The sequence below is a fragment of the Bradyrhizobium sp. HKCCYLRH2047 genome (genome assembly GCF_051168175.1).
Classification (GTDB): Bacteria; Pseudomonadota; Alphaproteobacteria; order Rhizobiales; family Xanthobacteraceae; genus Bradyrhizobium.
Map to the genome: position 1 here is coordinate 324,411 of NZ_JBNPUM010000008.1, position 16,143 is coordinate 340,553.

Genomic DNA, 16,143 nt, shown 5'->3' on the forward strand with positions numbered 1-16,143 from the left:
CGGCCGGCGTGCGCGAGCCCTTCCTCGAGCTGATCGACATCGGCAAGACCTATCCTGGCGTGGTCGCGCTCGACCACGCCAGCCTGTCGGTCGCGCCCGGCGAGGTGATCGCCTTGGTCGGCGAGAACGGCGCCGGCAAGTCGACCCTGATGCGCGTGCTCGGCGGCGTGGTGGAGCCGAGCAGCGGCACGATCCGGATCGATGGCGTGGCGCGGGCCAGCTATGCGGTGGCGGACGCGATCGCGGCCGGCATCGCCTTCGTCCACCAGGAGCTGAACCTGTTCGACAATCTCGACGTCGCGGGCAACGTCTTCATCGGGCGCGAGCCGGTCTATGGCGGGCCGCTGCGGCTGATCGACCGCGCGACGCTGCGGACCAGGGTGCGCCCGCTGATCGCGCGTCTCGGGGCTGATTTCGAGCCGGATACGCCGCTTGCCGAACTGTCCCTGGCGCAGCGCCAGCTGGTCGAGATCATGAAGGCTTTGTCGCTCGATGCGCGCTGCGTCATCATGGACGAGCCGACCTCCAGCCTCACCTTGTCGGAAACCGAGCGGCTGATGCATGTCATCGCCGGCCTGAAGTCGGACGGGGTCAGCGTCATCTTCATCACGCATCGCCTGAACGAAGTGATGCAATGCGCCGATCGCGCCATCGTGCTGCGCGACGGTCGCATGGTTGGCGCGCTGACGCGAGACCAGCTCAATCCTGCAGCGATGATCCGGCTGATGATCGGCCGGGACCTGCGGTCGCTCTACGTGCCGCCGGCCGCGCCGCCTGGCGAGGCCGTGCTCGACGTCATGGAGGCCGTGACCGCGACCTATCCCAACCAGGCCGTCAGCCTGCAACTCCGGCGCGGCGAGATCCTCGGACTTGCCGGCCTCGTCGGCTCCGGCCGTACCGAGCTCGCGCGCGCCATCTTCGGCGTCGAGCCGCTGCTGGCCGGGGGCCTCAGCCTGGAGGGCGAGCCGATCCGCATCTCGACGCCGCGCGCGGCGATCGATCGCGGCATCTATCTCATTCCGGAAGACCGCAAGGCCTGCGGCCTCCTGCTCGACCTGTCGATCGCCGAGAACGTCTCGCTGCCGGATCTCGCCTCCTATCTGAGCTTCGGACTTGTCGACATCAGGCGCGAGGCCGAGAATGCCGATCGACAGCGCGAACGGCTCAAGATCCGGGCGTCCGACGTCAAGGTGTCGGTCGGCACCTTGTCGGGCGGCAATCAGCAGAAGGTCGTGCTCGCCAAATGGCTGTCGATGCGGCCGAAGGTCCTGATCTTCGACGAGCCGACCCGGGGCATCGATGTCGGCGCCAAGCAGGAGATCTACGACATGCTGCGGCGGCTGGCGGATTCCGGTGTCGCGATCCTGATGATCTCGAGCGACATGGAGGAGGTGATCGGGGTGAGCGACCGGATCGCCGTGATGCATGAAGGCATGATTTCAGGTTTCCTGGCGAGAGACGAGTTCAGCGAGCACAACGTGCTTCAGCTCGCCGTCGGCCATACCGTCTGAGCGAGGGCGCCCGTGCAGAAGAAAGATCTCAGCCTGCTGATCCTGATCCTGGTGGTCGGCGCCGTCGTGGCCTTCATCAACCCACGCTTCCTCTTGGTCGGCAACCTCTCCAATACCGCCAACCAGGTCGGCATGTTCGGCATCTTCTCGATCGCCGAGGCCTTTGTCATCATCGTCGGCGGCATCGAGCTTGCGGTGGGGTCGGTGATCGCGCTGCTCGGCGTGCTGTTCATCGACCTCATCGTCAACCGGGACGTCGACTGGGTCGCTGCCTTGTTCCTCATCCTCGCCGGCGGCATCGCCATCGGCTTGGTCCATGGCACGCTGGTCACCAAGATGCGCATCCAGCCCTTCGTGGTGACCCTGTGCGGACTTCTGATCTATCGCGGCGCGGCGCGCTACTACACCGAGGATGCCACGGCCGGCTTCGGCTATGGCGCGAGCTTCCCGGCGCTGGAATGGCTGGCCGCCGGCCGCACCGATGTCCTCGGCTTTCCGCTGCCGCACAGCGTCGTGGCGCTCGCGATCGTCGCCGGCATCGCCTGGCTGGTGCTGCACCGGTCGGTGTACGGCCGCTATTTCTACGCCGTCGGCAAGAACGAGGAGGCGGCGCGCTATTCCGGCATCCGGTCCGACCGGGTGACGATCGCGGCCTATGTGATCTGCGGGGCCCTGACCGCGCTCGCCGCGGTCCTGCTGGCGATGTATACCCGTTCGATCTCGCCGGCGGTGCACGGCTCGTTCTACGAGCTCTATGCGATCGCCGCCGCGGTGCTCGGCGGCTGCTCGCTGCGCGGCGGCGAAGGCTCGATCATCGGCGTCGTGCTCGGCACGGTCCTGCTGCAAGTGTTGCAGAACCTGGTCAACCTGCTGGGCATCCCCAGCTCGCTCAATTTCGCCGTGATGGGCACGGTGATCCTGATCGGCGTGCTGGCCGACCAGTATCTCGTGCAGCGGCGCAAGCGCATGCCGACGGCCCGCGGGCAGGCCAGCGCCGATCGCGCGTCGGCCTCGCTCGGGCGCGTCAACGCCGAGTGAGAAGATCGCAACGAACCGAGCGCCGCCTGGTGGCGACGCCCGGTTGCTGGGATCAGTGCGCGATCAGTCCTGATAGGTGTAATAGCCGCGCGGCTGGTAGTAGGAGCGCGGCCGGTAATAGCGCGGCTGGGCGTAGCTCGGATTGCCGTTGTCGTAATAGTACTGCTGCGGCTGCTGCTGCGGATAGGCCTGGGCGTCATAGACGCGGCGGGCCGTGCCGGGCGGTGCCGGATAGCGCGCACCGTTGTCGCTGCCGTCGGCGGGATAGATGTAGCCGTCATCGGGCCGCTGCTGCGGCACGACCGGGCGTCCCGGCAGCATCTGCGGCTGCGGCGTCAGCACGACCGGCTCGCCACTGTCGTCATACTGCTGCGGCGCCTCGCGCCGGGCAACAGCGGTGCCGCGGCGTGGATTGCGCGCCAGCGCCACCTCGGCCGATCCGGTCAGCGTCACCGTGGTGTTCAGCACGCCGTCTTTCTGTACCAGGTCATAGAGCGTCGTCGCGTTGGCCTTGGACAGCCGGACGCAGCCGTGGGACGCCGGGGTCCCGAGGCGGCTTTCCGAATCCGTGCCGTGAATCGCGTGACCGACCTTCGTGAAGAAGATCGAATGCGGCATCGGCGCGTCGTCGAATTCCTTGGAAAAATGATCGGCTTCCATGCGGAAGGCGCGGAACGAGCCATTCGGCGTTTCCCGTGAGGGAATGCCGGTCGAGACCGGCCAGCGATAGCGTTCGACGCCATCGACGGCGACCGTCATGATCTGGTTGTTCTTGTCGACGGTGATGTCGATCTTGGCCAGAGCCGGCGTGGCCGACAGAAAGGCGAAGCCGGCAACGGCAAAAAGGATGGTACGCATCTAACCTCTGGCCTCCAGGGCTCTCGACTGTGGAGAGACCTCAAAACGGGACGTCAACGCCCAGGTCATCGCCTCGGCCTGCACTATGTCGGAATTGCCGGATTTGTTCCAGCCGAGGGCACCCTCAACCTTAATGGCGGGCGGGGGCGGGACAAAGGCTCCCCGCGTTCATCGGCGCTGACATTTTCGCGACCGCGGACGGTCTTTCATTCCGGCGTTTGGGACTTCTCTAATCGGTCCAATTTGTCATGACCGCGCAACTTTTTGGCCGCATCCGCGTTTCAAGGATTCCTCCATGCGGTTCCCAGGACTCAAAATGTTGACGATGAAGGCCAAGACGGCGGTGCTCGACGATCGCGCGCCGCATAAGCTGACCTATCTGCTGGCTGCGCTCGCACTGTTCATCCTGGCGCTGGCCTGGCTGGCGCTGCCGCAATTTGCCCACGCCCAGGGCATCATCCGTGGCGCCCATGAAGGGGCGCACGAAGGCAACCGTATCGCCGGCCCGGTGGGCGGCGTCGTCGGCGGCGCGGTTGGTGCCGGTGTCGGCGGAGCCGTGGGCGCCGTCGAAGGCGTGCTCGGCGTTCCGCACCGCTCGTATTACCACCGGCACTATCGCTGCCGCGGATATCGCGACGGCTACGGCCGCTTTCACTGCTACCGCTGAGCTGCCACCACCAAGCTGAGGCGCCGGCTCAATGCTTGAGCCGGTAGCCGGTCTTGAAGATCCACCAGATGATCGCCATGCAGATCGCCAGGAACAGCAGCGTCACGCCGACGCTGATTTCCACCCTGACGTCGGCGATCTCATAGAAGCTCCAGCGAAAGCCGGAGATCAGGTAGACCACCGGGTTGAGCAGCGCGATCGAGTGCCAGGTCGGCGGCAGCATGTTGACCGAGTAGAAGCTGCCGCCGAGGAACGTGAGCGGCGTCACCACCAGCATCGGGACCATCTGCAGCTTCTCGAAGCCGTCGGCCCAGATGCCGATGATGAAGCCGAACAGGCTGAAGGTCACGGCCGTCAGCACCAGGAACGACAGCATCCACACCGGGTGCTGGACGTGCAGCGGCACGAACAGCCCGGCGGTGGCGAGGATGATCAGCCCGAGAATAATGGATTTCGTCGCGGCCGCGCCGACATAGCCGAGCACGATCTCGAAATGCGAGATCGGCGCCGACAGGATCTCGTAGATCGTGCCGATGAATTTCGGGAAGTAGATCCCGAACGAGGCGTTGGAGATGCTCTGGGTCAGCACCGACAGCATCACGAGGCCGGGCACGATGAAGGTGCCGTAGCTGACGCCCTCGACGTGGCTGATGCGCGAGCCGATCGCGGCGCCGAACACGACGAAGTAGAGCGACGTGGACACGACGGGCGACACGATGCTCTGCAGCAGCGTGCGCCAGGTGCGGGCCATCTCGAACTTGTAGATTGCGGCGACTGCGCGAAAATTCATTGCCGCACCAGGCTCACGAAGATGTCTTCAAGGGATGATTGCTTGGTCTCGAGATCGACGAAGCGGATGCCGGCAGTCCTGAGATCGCCGAGCAGGCTGGTGATTCCGGTGCGCTCGCCCTTGGTGTCGTAGTCGTAGGCGAGCCGCCAGCCGTCGTCGGACAGCGCGAGCTGATAGGGCGCGAGCGCCTCGGGGATGGTCTCGATCCGATGCTGCAGCTGCAGGCTCAGCCGCTTCCGGCCGAGCTTCGCCATCAGCTTGGCCTTGTCCTCGACCAGGACGATCTCGCCCTTGTTGATGACGCCGACGCGATCGGCCATCTCCTCGGCTTCCTCGATGTAATGCGTGGTGAGAATGATGGTGACGCCGGCGGCCTTGAGCTCGCGCACGACGTCCCACATGCCCTTGCGCAGCTCGACGTCGACGCCCGCGGTCGGCTCGTCCAGGAACAGCACCTGCGGCTCGTGCGACAGCGCTTTCGCAATCATCACGCGGCGCTTCATGCCGCCGGACAGCGTGATGATCTTGGCGTCCTTCTTGTCCCAGAGCGACAGGTCCTTGAGGATCTTCTCGATCAGCGCCGGGTTCTTCGGCTTGCCGAACAGCCCCCGGCTGAAGCTGACGGTGGCCCATACGGTCTCGAATGAATCGGTGTGCAGCTCCTGGGGCACCAGTCCGATCAGCGCCCGCGCGGCGCGATAGCCGCGGTTGATGTCGTGGCCGCCGACCGCGACCTTGCCCTTGGACGCATTGACGATGCCGCAGATGATGCTGATCAGCGTCGTCTTGCCGGCGCCGTTGGGCCCGAGCAGCGCGAAGATCTCGCCCCGCTCGATCGCGAGATCGACATTGTTGAGCGAGGTGAAGCCCGAGGAATAGGTCTTCGACAGGCCGGTAACGGAAATGACGGGAGCCATCACGGGGATTCGATGCGAGGGATTCGAAAAGAGCGGGGGAGCTGCGCGGAGGAGGGGCGCAGGCGAAGCGCTCAGATAGGAACGGGGGGGCGTTCGCGCAATCATGCGCGCGACCCTCGATCGTGTCGCTTGTTGGGCTTTTCCGTGGCCAATATGGTTAGGTGTTGCCGCTCAGCCACGGCTGGCGAGGATCGCCGCCTCGCGATGTCCGACAATGTTGCGTCCGCGAGCATCTTGGGTACGGTCGCGCCGTCTCGACATTTCCGCCGCGGAGAAGGACCGATGACGCCACGCGCCAGCACCGTTCGACCCACCTTCAAGCGCAGCCTGTCGGCGCGCTGCTTTGGCATGGTGGCCCTGGCCGTTGCGCTGGCTCTGCCGCTCGGCACCGGATCGGCCAGGGCGGCACCGAGCCCCGCGGCCGCAAGCACCGCCAGCACCACGCATGTCTATCTGCTGCGCGGCGTGCTCAACATCTTCTCGCTCGGGCTCGACGACATCGCCGCCAAGCTGGATTCGCAGGGCATTCCGAACACGGTCGCCAATTTCGTGTCGTGGTCGTCGCTTGCCGACGAGGCGGCGGCGGCCTACCGCGCCGGCCGGATCAAGACCATCATCCTGGTGGGGCATTCCTCGGGCGCGACCGCGCTGCCGGACATGATCAACAAGCTCGGCCAGCTCGGCGTGCCCGTGAAGCTCGCGATCGGTCTGGACTCGGTGTTCAAGACCAAGCTCGTCGGCGGCAACGCCGAGCGCTACATCAATTTCTACATCGCCAGCGGCGCCGGCGAGCCGGTCCGCCGCGACGACGGCTTCCGCGGCAAGCTCGAGAATGTCGACGTCCAATCGGTTCCCGGTGTTGGCCACGTCACGATCGAAAAGAACCAGATCATGCAGCAGAAGGTGATCGGTGCCATCGATGGCGTGGTGTTCGGCGGGCGGGGCCGCCCGGCGGCGGCGCCGCCGACCCGCATGGCCGCTCCGCAGCGCGCTGCGAACGTCGCCGGCTACCGGTAATCGACGACCGCGCCACTGGGCGCGCGCCCCAAAATGCTCCCATTCAGTGGCGACAAGCGGTATGGCAGGGGGGAGATGAGACCCTGCTCGATCTGAGCTTGTGAGCTTTCCCGGGAGCGCGAATGACCAGCGTGGCGCGAATCGCGAGACGGTGGCTCGGTCCAGCCAAGGCGGCTGCCGGCAGGAGACGGCTTGCGATCCTCCTCGCCGCACCTTTCCTCGCCGGACTTGCGGCGCCGAGCATCTCGCAGGCCGCCCAGCCCGGCGCTGCTTCCGCCCCTGCGCCGACCAGATCCGCGAAGGCATCCCCGGCAGTAACCCCCGCGGCGATCCGGGCCGTACCCGCTGCGCCGCCCGAGATCAGCCAGCCGCTGCCGCCGCCGCGGGTGTACCTGTTCCGCGGCGCGCTCGGTCCGCTGTTCTCGACCGGGATGGACCGTCTGGCCGAAAAGATCGAGGCGGCCGGCTACCGGGCCAGTGTCTATGAATTCACGCTGTGCGACCTGATCGCGCTCCAGGTGGCCAAGAACTACCGCCAGGAGCCGGGCCCGATCGTGCTGATCGGCCATTCGATGGGCGGGCTGTGCAGCGTGCGCATCGCGATCACGCTGCAGGAGCAGAACATCCCGGTCGCCCTCGTCGTCACCGTCGATCCGGCGCATGCGACCAAGAGCGTGCCGTCAAACGTGCAGCGCTTCATCAACCTGTTCCTGTCCGACAACATTCTCGGCGGCGGCGACGTCAAGCCGGAGCCCGGCTTTCGCGGTCACTACGCCAGCTTCGACATGAAGGATCATGACGAGGTCACGCACATCAACATCGACAAGATGGAGGACGTGCACGCCCAGTTGGTCACCATGATCAGCCAGTTGTCGCAGACCTCGGCTACTGCCGACGCGGATCCGGTGCCGCTGCGATATCTGGTGCCGCCGACAGCCTCCGTGGAGCTGTGGGACAGCGGCACTGCTCTGGCGGTGAGGCCGGGCGAGACCCTGGACCAGATCGCCGCCAACTATCACGTTCCGCTCTGGGCGCTCCAGCAATCCAACCGTGGCCTCGCCACCCAGCCGTTGGTCCCGGGCCAGCGCATCATCCTGCCGCGCCACCTGCTGCCGCAGGCGGCAAACCAAGCGCCGCAGCCGCCTTCGGCAGCCCAGGCTAGGCGCTGAGCGGCCTTAGCCCGGCGGCAGGAACGGAATGATCATCGGCACGCGCTGCCGGTAGGTGACGTAATCCGGCCCCAGCTCCTGAGCGAGGAAGACCTCTTCCATCTTCGCCTTCCAGGCCATGCCGAGCGAGATCAGAACGGCGCCGAGCACGGCGGTCACCGTGCCCACCGCGATGCCGGTGGCGATCATGCCGAGGATCAGTCCGGTATAGATGGGGTGACGGACCATGCCGTAGGGGCCGGTGTCGATGACCTTGTGGCCTTCCTTGTGGGTGATCGCGTTGGACCAGAAGCGGCCGAGATGGATGCGCGCCCACCAGGTGAAGGCGATGCCGGCCAGGGTCACGACGGTCAGCAGGTAGACGCCGGTCTCGCCGGGAGTCCAGAACGGCTTCTCGCCGAGCAGGCGCGAGGTCCACGGCGTGAACAGGATGCCGCCGAGCACGATCAGCGCGTGATAGCGGCTGGTCTTGATCACCGTCACATGCTTGCGGGTCTGCCCCGACCAGAATGAGGCGCCGACCCAGCTCGACAGCCAGATCAGCCAGATGATGGCCAGCAGCGAGGTGGGCCAGGTGGTGGTCCAACCGCTGAACGCAAACGACGAGATGGGGCTGGCATCGCCGGACATGTCTTGGAACCGTTATGAGACCTGGGACCGGCTGCTCTTAGCTATTCGGCCGCGGTGCGAAAAGGGTGTTGTTTACCGTCGAGCCGCTTTCCCGGCTCGGAACCGAGCAGGAAGGCGATGGTCTCGCGCAAGGTCGGCTCGATCGGGCGCGGGACGTAGCCGAGCTCGCGCTTGGCCCTGTCGATCGACAGATCCGAGGCCGCGCGGGCGATCCGCACCCCCTCGGCGGTGCCGGACGGGCAGCGCTTGGTGAGGTGATCGGAGACGAACTCCAGCATGCCCGCCGACAGCTCGGCCAGCCGGCCGGGCACGGCGACTGCGACATGCTTGCGGCCGCTGATCGCCGCCATGAGATCGAGGATGCGGCTGAGGCGCAGGCTCTCGCCGCCGAACACGTAGCGGCCACCGACCTTGCCGCGCTCCATCGCCAGGATCAGGCCGGCCGCGACGTCGCGGACGTCGACCAGGTTGACGATGAAGTCGAGATAGAGCTGGACCCGGCTGTCCAGGAAATGCCGCAGCATCTGCGACGGCGGTGTCAGATTGCTGTCATGCGGCCCGATCGGCATCGTCGGCGTGCCCACCACGACGGGGAAGCCCTCCGCGGCGGCTGTCATGGCGCGCGCCTCGGCCAGCGCCTTGGAGCGCGTATAGGCCCCGGGCATCGCCTCGGCTGGCGGTGCTGTTGGCGCCGATGCGGCACCGGTCGAGCGGGGATAGTCGAACAGGATGGATTCGGTCGAGCAGTGCAGGAACCGGCGCACCCGGTCGGCGCGTGCGGCCGCCAGCACCGTTTCCGTGCCGATGCAGTTGACGCGATAGAAGTCCTCGCGGTCAGGCATCCACATGCCGGGCAGTCCGGCGAGATGATAGACCTGATCGACGCCGGCGACCGCCTGCTTCACCAGGCCCGCATCGAGCACCGAGCCTTCGATGTACTCGACGTCAGCGATCATGTGGCTGGGGCAGCGAATATCGAGCACACGCACCTCGGCGCCCCGCGTCACGAGCGCAGAGACGAGGTGATGGCCGATGAAACCGCTGCCGCCGGTGACGAGGATTTTCATTAGGGACGCGAGTGCTGATCGCCTTGAAGCCGGTCCGATGCAAGCCGATCCGGCGACCAATTCGGCGCGATGAGGTCGGCCACCGAAGGCCGCAGACCCAACGCCGTGTACAATTTCGCCATCACGAACATCGGACCGAGAAAGAGATGCGCCGGATGATCCAGCAGAGACGGATTGTTGCGCTCGAACACCTTATGGCCCACGGCCTGCGAGACGAAGCCGAAGATGATGAGCGCGGCAAACAGCGCCCAGAAGGCGACACCATGGACGTGATCGGCGATCATCATGGCCGCAGCAAGGAACAGCACCGCGAAGGCCAGGATGCCGGCCCCGAGTGCGGCATCGAGCAGCAGCCAGTAGAGCAGGACGGGCAGCGCCAGCACGGCGCCGAGGCCGATCCGGATGCCGAACGCGTCGAAATGCCACAAGCTCAGCGGCAGCACGGCGCCCAGGAACAACAGGATGATCCCGAACACATGCATCAGGCCGTTGCGCGGATCGCGATGATATTCGACGTAGTCGACCATCTGGCGTCGGAACATGGCGTTCATGGCTGGCTCGCTCGTCAATGAGATCGACCGCCGCTCAATCGACGGCCGCAAAGAGGGGGCTATACCATCAAGCGGCTGTGTCGACAAACCCGGCAATCACGGCCCATCCGCATGGCCGCGCAACCCGACTTGAAAACCGGTTCCATTCGCGCCTGTCGGGAAGAGCGCATCGGTACCTGCTGAAACAACAGTCGCGCCCGCAGCGCTCCGGGTTCATGGCCTGCGCGCGGGTCCCAATTGCATCAATTGCGATGCTTGCGGGGGCCCTGCTTGCCGGGCGTCGTCGGAGCAGGGGGCGAAGGCGGCGCTGCGGCCTCTTCGACGGTTTTTGCGATCGGGATGATCTGGATCTGCTGATTGACGGCGGCGGTCGGCTTGGACGGGTCGAGCAACTGCTCCTCGCCAAGTCCGATCGATTGCAGCCGCTTGACCGAGATCTTGAAGGTGTTTGCCAGGATGTCGCGGATCGCGTCGGCGCGGCGCTGGCTCAGGATGACGTTGGACTCGCGCTTGCCGTTGGCTTCGACATGGCCGACGATCAGGAAGGTGTAGGGCAGCAGGTCGGAATACACCATCGCATCGGCGATCCGCCCGACGGTCTGGTAGGATTCCGGACGCACGATCGGCGTGTCCACGTCGAACTGGATGTCGACGTTGAAGGCCGGCAGATTCACCAGCTCCGGCGCGATCGGCGGGCGCTTCTGCGGCGGCGGCTCGTTGCGCCCGCGCGACCTGGAACGCTCCTGCGTCTGCTGCTTCAGCGCCGGAAGATCCAGCGCAGGCGCGGTTTCGAAGCGGCCGAGCTGGCGCACGATGTCCTCGCGACTCAGCTCCTGCGACCACGCGGGCGCGCTCGCGGCCACCAGCGAAGCAGCGATCAGCCCCGACAGCAGTGATCTCGCGGTCCGCCGCATCAGCGATACCCCGCTTCGCCCATCGCCTGCTGACACCGCGCGCTCACGCCATTGGCCGTCAACAGGCACGGGATCGATTTGCTCGTTTCCTTCGTGGAGCCGCCGCACAGCTTGACGATCTCGCGCTGGCAGGCATTGGCGACCGTGACCCGCGCCGCGATGCGCTTCTGGATCGCCTCGAACGCCTTGAAATAGGTCGCCTTGCACTGCGCGGAGACCACGTCCTGGTTGCGCGAGAGGCATTCCTTGAGGCGGTTGGAGTCGAGGTTGACGCCGCGGCAATTGGCGGTGATGTCTGCGCCGCAGCTCGAGGCGATCAGCCCCGCGGAATCGCCAAAGCTCATCGTCTGCGCCGCCGCCAGCGAGGGCACACACAGCGCGACCGCAACACTCAACAGAATGTATCCTCGGACCATGATTGCATCTCATACGATGCACGCTGCCATGGTCAAGGCCTAACCAAGGCGAAGTGCGGCGGCGTGGCCGCCGGGTCACGCCCGCTGCACGAAGCTGTCGACGACGTGTTTCTCGCCGGCCTTGTCGAACGCGATGGTCAGCTTGTTGCCGTCGATCTTGACGACGTGGCCATAGCCGAACTTCTGATGGAAGACGCGGTCGTCGAGGGCAAATTCCGACGTCGTGCCGGTGGATTTCGCCACCAGCTCGCCCTCGATGGTCATCGGTCCGCGCTTGCCGCGGCCGAAATTACCGCCGAAGCCGCTGCCGAACGGATCACGGCCCGAGAACGGCGACGGCTCTTCCTTGAAGCCGCTCTCCGACGAACCGCGTGCCGCGCCCGGCCGACGCGCCTGTGCGCGCTGCCAGCCCGGCGTGGAATAGCTCGATCCGAACGATTCGACGTTGTCGAAGCGCGACGGACCGTAGCCGCCAGCACCGCCCCAGCCCGAGCCGCCCTTCGATTCGGTGATCTCGACGCTCGCCGCGGGCAGCTCGTCGAGAAAGCGCGACGGAATGGTCGTGGTCCAGGTGCCGTGGATGCGGCGGTTGGTGGCGAAATAAATCTTGGCGCGACGCCGCGCGCGGGTCAGGCCGACATGGGCGAGGCGGCGCTCCTCTTCCAGCCCGGCGCGGCCCTGTTCGTCGAGCGTGCGCTGGCTCGGGAACAGGCCTTCCTCCCAGCCCGGCAGGAACACGTTGTCGAACTCCAGCCCCTTGGCCGAGTGCAACGTCATCAGCGACACCGCTTCCTCGTCGGCTGCGCCCTCGCGGTCCATCACCAGCGAGATGTGCTCGAGGAAGCCGTGCAGGTTCTCGAACTCCTCCATCGAGCGGACGAGCTCCTTGAGGTTGTCGAGGCGGCCGGCGGCATCGGCCGAGCGGTCCTTCTGCCACATCTCGGTGTAGCCGCTCTCGTCGAGCACGATCTCGGCGAGCTCGGTATGTGGCGTCACCTCGCGCTGGGCGCGCCAGCGCTCGAACTGCAGGATCAGCCCTCGCAGCGAGCCGCGTGCCTTCGGCTTCAGCTCGTCGGTCTCGACCACCGCGCGCGCCGCCTCGAACAGCGGGATGCGGCGCTTGCGGGCGTGGTCGTGCAGCATCTGCACGGTGGCATCGCCGAGCCCGCGCTTCGGCACGTTGACGATGCGCTCGAAGGCGAGATCGTCGGCCGGCGAGTTGATGACGCGCAGATAGGCCAGCGCATCGCGAATCTCGGCGCGCTCGTAGAAGCGCGGGCCGCCGATGACGCGATAGGGCAGGCCGAGCGTGACGAAGCGGTCCTCGAACTCGCGCATCTGGTAGGACGCGCGCACCAGGATCGCGATGTCGTTGAGATGCTCGCCCTTGCGCTGCAGCTCCTCGATCTCCTCACCGATGCCGCGCGCTTCCTCTTCCGAATCCCAGGCGCCGGTGACGGTGACCTTCTCGCCCTCGACGTCCTCGGTGTGCAAGGTCTTGCCGAGCCGGCCTTCGTTGTGCGTGATCAGATGCGAGGCGGCGGCGAGGATGTGCCCCGTGGAGCGGTAGTTGCGCTCGAGGCGAATGACCTTGGCGCCGGGAAAGTCGTGCTCGAAGCGCAGGATGTTGTCGACCTCGGCGCCGCGCCAGCCATAGATCGACTGGTCGTCGTCGCCGACGCAGCAGATGTTCTTGAGGGCGGGGGCGGAGCTAGGCGCGGCAACACTTCTGTCGTCATCGCCGGGCCGACGCGGAGCGTCGAGACCCGGTGATCCATCTTCTTCCGAAGACGTGATGGATTGCCGGGTCGAGCCCGGCAATGACGAGCCGGAGGACGACGGCGCCTGCGACAGCAGCCGCAGCCAGAGATATTGCGCCACGTTGGTGTCCTGATACTCGTCGACCAGGATGAACTTGAAGCGACTCTGATATTGCCTGAGCACGTCCGGGTTCTCGCGGAACAGCCGGATGCTCTCGAGCAGCAGGTCGCCGAAATCGGCGGCGTTGAGAATCTTCAGCCGCTCCTGATAGCTCGCATAGAGCTTGCCGCCCTTGCCGTTGGCGAACACCGCGGCCTCGCCCGAGGGCACCTGGGACGGCGCCAGGCCGCGATTCTTCCAGCCGTCGATCAGCCCGGCCAGCATGCGCGCCGGCCAGCGCTTGTCGTCGATGTTCTCGGCCTGCAGCAATTGCTTGAGCAGGCGGATCTGATCATCGACGTCGAGCACGGTGAAATTGGACTTGAGCTGCACCAGCTCGGCATGGCTGCGCAGGATGCGGCCGGAGATCGAGTGGAAGGTGCCGAGCCACGGCATGCCCTCGACCGCCTGTCCGAGCATCTCGGCCAGCCGCGTCTTCATCTCGCGCGCGGCCTTGTTGGTGAAGGTCACCGACAGAATCTCACTCGGCCTCGCGCGGCCCTGGCTCAGAATATGCGCGATGCGCGTGGTCAGCACCCGGGTCTTGCCGGTGCCGGCTCCCGCGAGCACCAGCACCGGGCCATCGAGCGTCTCGACCGCCTCGCGCTGCTCCGGATTGAGACCCGCCAGATAGCGTGCACCACCGGTCGCGGCGGCGCGGGCGCGCGCGGCAATGCCGCCGGCAACGGGCTGGTGGTCGGGCGCAGGAAAAGGGCTCACGCGGTTGGGCTCGGTCATCAGCGAATCAGTCTCGTCCCTCGGATGGCATCATATGACGGCATCGCGAGGTCTGCAGGAAGGAGCCCTCATAGCAGGGATTGACGGCTATATGGGGCCGGCGGCGGCGTTTTACAGCCCTAAATCGGGGCAGACGGACGCCGCTCCAGCCTCGGTGGGCATTTGTTCCGGCAGATCGCGAAATTTTAGCGGCCCGCGCGGCCGGAACCTTTGTTCCGAGCCACGATTGTCCTGGCAACGGCGCAAGCTCCGCGTCGCTTTGAACCGCAATCGAGAGACAGAGGTCGTGTCATGTTAGGCTGGGTTGTCACCTTCCTGGTTATCGCATTGATCGCCGGCATTCTCGGCTTCGGCGGCGTCGCCGGTGCCTCCATCGAGATCGCCAAGATCATCTTCTTCATCGCCGTCGTGCTGTTTCTGGTTTCGGCCGTCGTGGGCCTCGCCCGCGGCCGCAGCCGCGTGTAGTCGGCCTCATCCCTGACAATGAGGTCGGCGAAGGGCGCAGTGCCTCGCAAGAGGTGCTGCGCTCTTTGCGTTTTGAGGAGGTGTCAGGCCGGCGCCGTCAGCGCGACCTGCACCTTGGCGAGCGCCGGATCGAGCGCCACGGAGGCGAGGCGCGTATCGTTGGAGAGCGCGGTCAGAGTGAGCGTCTGGTCCTGCACGCGGAAGATCCGGCACAGCGTCGTCGCCTCGGAGGCGTCGCGCAGCATCACCGACAACGGCGCGATGTGGGTCTCGTCGGCGATCTTCTCCGCCACCAGCGCAAGCCGCGTCGCCGCTGCCGCAAGCTGCTCGGTGCGGTGGGCGGTCGTATTGGCCGCGAGCGGCAGGCCTTCTTCGTTGGTGAGCAGCACGGTCTGGAAGCGGCCGACCTCGGCGATGCGGTCGAGCAGCGGCACCAGCTCGCGGCGCCGGCCCGGCCGGCTCGCGAGCTGCGCCAGATCCAGCGAGATGCGCTCACGCTCGACCAGCGGCGCCAGCACGTCCTCGATCGCGCTGCGCAGGCTGGTCTCGCGCTCGATGGCGTCGTGGCTGCTCTGCTCCTGCAACTGGTCGAGGCTGGCCGCCTGCATCTGCACCTGGCGCCGCAGCAGCTCGCGGGACAGCGCGCCCTGGCGGGCGCCGAACAGATAGCCCGAGGTCAGCAGCAGGATGGCGGCGCCGAGGCCGCTCACGATGGCATAGATCGTCATGGTCGCTTCGTCGCTGTGAGTTGACTGCAATCATCGACGCCCGCAATGCGCAGCACGGCCTTGCGGTCGCCCGCGACCGCCAGGGCATCGCCGCGCGCCTCGCCGGCGCCGGCGGCGCGCACCGACATCCGCTGCGCCGGGAGACCCTCGCGCTTCAATTGGGCCGCGATCTCCTTGGCGCGCGAATAGCTGAGCAGCACGTTCAGATCCTCGGTGCCGCTGGCGTCGGTATGGCCCTCGATGATGATGGTCGCATCGCCGTGGCGCGCGAGCGTGCGTTGCAGGATCGCCAGCGACCGCTTCATGTCGGCAGGGTTCGGTCGGGCGCTGCCGCGCTCGAAGCCGACCGCCAGCGGGGCGAAGCACTCGGCGGAAGGCTTCGCGGGGCTCTGGGGCTCCGGGGGCGCTGCCGGGGCGACCGGCGGAGTCGGTGGCGCGATTACGACGGGAGCGGGCGCGGGCGGCGTCGGCGGCGCCGCGACCGGTGCCGGGTCGACGATCCGCGCCTCCCGTCGCTTGGGCGCCGCGTCGGCAACGCGGTCGTCGCGCTGCGGCACGGCCATCACCGGCATTGCGGCCGTCGCGACCGGCGGCGTAGCGCTGCCTTGCTGCCAGAGCGCTGCCGACATGACGGCGATCAGGGTGCCGGCGACGGCGAAGGCCGCGGCGAGCCAGATCGGCGCCTCCTCGCCGGCCACGGTGCACGCATCGACGCGCATCGCGGGCGAGGGCGGAACGGAGTTCGGG

At 66.6% G+C, this 16,143-nt stretch carries 17 protein-coding genes; 6 read left to right on the top strand and 11 right to left on the bottom strand.

Annotated features, from left to right (window positions below; translation table 11 throughout):
- Nucleotides 1-8 precede the first annotated feature (8 nt).
- Together ACQR1D_RS20850 and ACQR1D_RS20855 are read left to right on the top strand one after the other, a co-directional pair.
- Nucleotides 9-1,511, top strand: coding sequence for a sugar ABC transporter ATP-binding protein (locus tag ACQR1D_RS20850; protein ID WP_315802132.1), 1,503 nt, complete (start codon nt 9-11; stop codon nt 1,509-1,511).
- Between the two features lie 12 nt (nt 1,512-1,523).
- Nucleotides 1,524-2,549 carry an ABC transporter permease gene (locus tag ACQR1D_RS20855; protein ID WP_315802133.1) on the top strand — a complete coding sequence of 342 codons (1,026 nt, stop codon included), beginning with the start codon at nt 1,524-1,526 and terminating at the stop codon, nt 2,547-2,549.
- Between the two features lie 63 nt (nt 2,550-2,612).
- On the opposite strand, the gene ACQR1D_RS20860 is transcribed toward ACQR1D_RS20855, so the two are convergent.
- The gene (locus ACQR1D_RS20860; RefSeq protein ID WP_434893998.1) at nt 2,613-3,407 is read right to left on the bottom strand and encodes a L,D-transpeptidase; all 795 of its coding nucleotides are present in this window, start codon (nt 3,405-3,407) and stop codon (nt 2,613-2,615) included.
- A gap of 316 nt (nt 3,408-3,723) precedes the next feature.
- On the opposite strand from ACQR1D_RS20860, the gene ACQR1D_RS20865 reads away from it, so the two are divergent.
- Entirely contained in the window at nt 3,724-4,074 is a 351-nt protein-coding gene (locus ACQR1D_RS20865) for a hypothetical protein (RefSeq protein ID WP_316181740.1), read from the top strand.
- A gap of 28 nt (nt 4,075-4,102) precedes the next feature.
- Here ACQR1D_RS20865 and ACQR1D_RS20870 read toward each other — a convergent pair whose 3' ends face one another.
- Together ACQR1D_RS20870 and ACQR1D_RS20875 are read right to left on the bottom strand one after the other, a co-directional pair.
- Nucleotides 4,103-4,864, bottom strand: coding sequence for an ABC transporter permease (locus ACQR1D_RS20870; RefSeq protein WP_434893999.1), 762 nt, complete (start codon nt 4,862-4,864; stop codon nt 4,103-4,105).
- Nucleotides 4,861-5,781 carry an ABC transporter ATP-binding protein gene (locus tag ACQR1D_RS20875; protein ID WP_315802137.1) on the bottom strand — a complete coding sequence of 307 codons (921 nt, stop codon included), beginning with the start codon at nt 5,779-5,781 and terminating at the stop codon, nt 4,861-4,863. Before ACQR1D_RS20875 ends, ACQR1D_RS20870 begins: the two co-directional genes overlap by 4 nt.
- A gap of 282 nt (nt 5,782-6,063) precedes the next feature.
- On the opposite strand from ACQR1D_RS20875, the gene ACQR1D_RS20880 reads away from it, so the two are divergent.
- On the top strand, nt 6,064-6,798 hold the full coding sequence (locus ACQR1D_RS20880) for a hypothetical protein (RefSeq protein WP_434839304.1): 735 nt from the start codon (nt 6,064-6,066) through the stop codon (nt 6,796-6,798).
- Between the two features lie 122 nt (nt 6,799-6,920).
- Complete coding sequence (locus ACQR1D_RS20885; protein ID WP_315802139.1) at nt 6,921-7,967, top strand: alpha/beta fold hydrolase; 1,047 nt, start codon at nt 6,921-6,923, stop codon at nt 7,965-7,967.
- Between the two features lie 6 nt (nt 7,968-7,973).
- Here ACQR1D_RS20885 and ACQR1D_RS20890 read toward each other — a convergent pair whose 3' ends face one another.
- The 6 genes from ACQR1D_RS20890 to ACQR1D_RS20915 form a co-directional block, all read right to left on the bottom strand.
- Entirely contained in the window at nt 7,974-8,597 is a 624-nt protein-coding gene (locus ACQR1D_RS20890) for a methyltransferase family protein (protein ID WP_434839303.1), read from the bottom strand.
- Nucleotides 8,598-8,638: 41 nt separating this feature from the next.
- Nucleotides 8,639-9,664: an NAD-dependent epimerase/dehydratase family protein gene (locus ACQR1D_RS20895; protein ID WP_316181746.1), complete on the bottom strand. Its 1,026-nt coding sequence runs from the start codon at nt 9,662-9,664 to the stop codon at nt 8,639-8,641.
- Nucleotides 9,664-10,215, bottom strand: a complete 552-nt coding sequence (locus ACQR1D_RS20900) for an Mpo1-like protein (protein WP_434894000.1) — start codon at nt 10,213-10,215, stop codon at nt 9,664-9,666. The genes ACQR1D_RS20895 and ACQR1D_RS20900 overlap by 1 nt, the downstream gene beginning before the upstream one ends.
- A gap of 242 nt (nt 10,216-10,457) precedes the next feature.
- Nucleotides 10,458-11,129, bottom strand: a complete 672-nt coding sequence (locus tag ACQR1D_RS20905; RefSeq protein WP_434839301.1) for an OmpA family protein — start codon at nt 11,127-11,129, stop codon at nt 10,458-10,460.
- The gene (locus ACQR1D_RS20910) at nt 11,129-11,545 is read right to left on the bottom strand and encodes a hypothetical protein (protein WP_315802144.1); all 417 of its coding nucleotides are present in this window, start codon (nt 11,543-11,545) and stop codon (nt 11,129-11,131) included. The genes ACQR1D_RS20905 and ACQR1D_RS20910 overlap by 1 nt, the downstream gene beginning before the upstream one ends.
- Before the next feature lie 75 nt (nt 11,546-11,620).
- On the bottom strand, nt 11,621-14,203 hold the full coding sequence (locus ACQR1D_RS20915; RefSeq protein ID WP_315802145.1) for an ATP-dependent helicase: 2,583 nt from the start codon (nt 14,201-14,203) through the stop codon (nt 11,621-11,623).
- Nucleotides 14,204-14,494: 291 nt separating this feature from the next.
- Here ACQR1D_RS20915 and ACQR1D_RS20920 point away from each other — a divergent pair, with 291 nt between their 5' ends.
- The gene (locus ACQR1D_RS20920; protein WP_315802178.1) at nt 14,495-14,668 is read left to right on the top strand and encodes a DUF1328 domain-containing protein; all 174 of its coding nucleotides are present in this window, start codon (nt 14,495-14,497) and stop codon (nt 14,666-14,668) included.
- An 83-nt stretch (nt 14,669-14,751) separates the two neighbouring features.
- On the opposite strand, the gene ACQR1D_RS20925 is transcribed toward ACQR1D_RS20920, so the two are convergent.
- On the bottom strand, nt 14,752-15,396 hold the full coding sequence (locus tag ACQR1D_RS20925) for a hypothetical protein (RefSeq protein ID WP_315713402.1): 645 nt from the start codon (nt 15,394-15,396) through the stop codon (nt 14,752-14,754).
- The gene (locus ACQR1D_RS20930) at nt 15,393-16,094 is read right to left on the bottom strand and encodes an OmpA family protein (protein ID WP_316181751.1); all 702 of its coding nucleotides are present in this window, start codon (nt 16,092-16,094) and stop codon (nt 15,393-15,395) included. The genes ACQR1D_RS20925 and ACQR1D_RS20930 overlap by 4 nt, the downstream gene beginning before the upstream one ends.
- Between the last annotated feature and the right edge of the window lie 49 nt (nt 16,095-16,143).

Bases quoted from the DNA above. Each gene is read 5' to 3' on its own strand.
- ACQR1D_RS20925 (WP_315713402.1), bottom strand. From the start codon at position 15,396: ATGACGATCTATGCCATCGTGAGCGGCCTCGGCGCCGCCATCCTGCTG.
- ACQR1D_RS20920 (WP_315802178.1), top strand. From the start codon at position 14,495: ATGTTAGGCTGGGTTGTCACCTTCCTGGTTATCGCATTGATCGCCGGC.
- ACQR1D_RS20860 (WP_434893998.1), bottom strand. From the start codon at position 3,407: ATGCGTACCATCCTTTTTGCCGTTGCCGGCTTCGCCTTTCTGTCGGCC.
- ACQR1D_RS20875 (WP_315802137.1), bottom strand. From the start codon at position 5,781: ATGGCTCCCGTCATTTCCGTTACCGGCCTGTCGAAGACCTATTCCTCG.
- ACQR1D_RS20900 (WP_434894000.1), bottom strand. From the start codon at position 10,215: ATGAACGCCATGTTCCGACGCCAGATGGTCGACTACGTCGAATATCAT.
- ACQR1D_RS20880 (WP_434839304.1), top strand. From the start codon at position 6,064: ATGACGCCACGCGCCAGCACCGTTCGACCCACCTTCAAGCGCAGCCTG.
- ACQR1D_RS20895 (WP_316181746.1), bottom strand. From the start codon at position 9,664: ATGAAAATCCTCGTCACCGGCGGCAGCGGTTTCATCGGCCATCACCTC.
- ACQR1D_RS20870 (WP_434893999.1), bottom strand. From the start codon at position 4,864: ATGAATTTTCGCGCAGTCGCCGCAATCTACAAGTTCGAGATGGCCCGC.
- ACQR1D_RS20890 (WP_434839303.1), bottom strand. From the start codon at position 8,597: ATGTCCGGCGATGCCAGCCCCATCTCGTCGTTTGCGTTCAGCGGTTGG.
- ACQR1D_RS20915 (WP_315802145.1), bottom strand. From the start codon at position 14,203: ATGACCGAGCCCAACCGCGTGAGCCCTTTTCCTGCGCCCGACCACCAG.
- ACQR1D_RS20865 (WP_316181740.1), top strand. From the start codon at position 3,724: ATGTTGACGATGAAGGCCAAGACGGCGGTGCTCGACGATCGCGCGCCG.
- ACQR1D_RS20885 (WP_315802139.1), top strand. From the start codon at position 6,921: ATGACCAGCGTGGCGCGAATCGCGAGACGGTGGCTCGGTCCAGCCAAG.
- ACQR1D_RS20910 (WP_315802144.1), bottom strand. From the start codon at position 11,545: ATGGTCCGAGGATACATTCTGTTGAGTGTTGCGGTCGCGCTGTGTGTG.
- ACQR1D_RS20905 (WP_434839301.1), bottom strand. From the start codon at position 11,129: ATGCGGCGGACCGCGAGATCACTGCTGTCGGGGCTGATCGCTGCTTCG.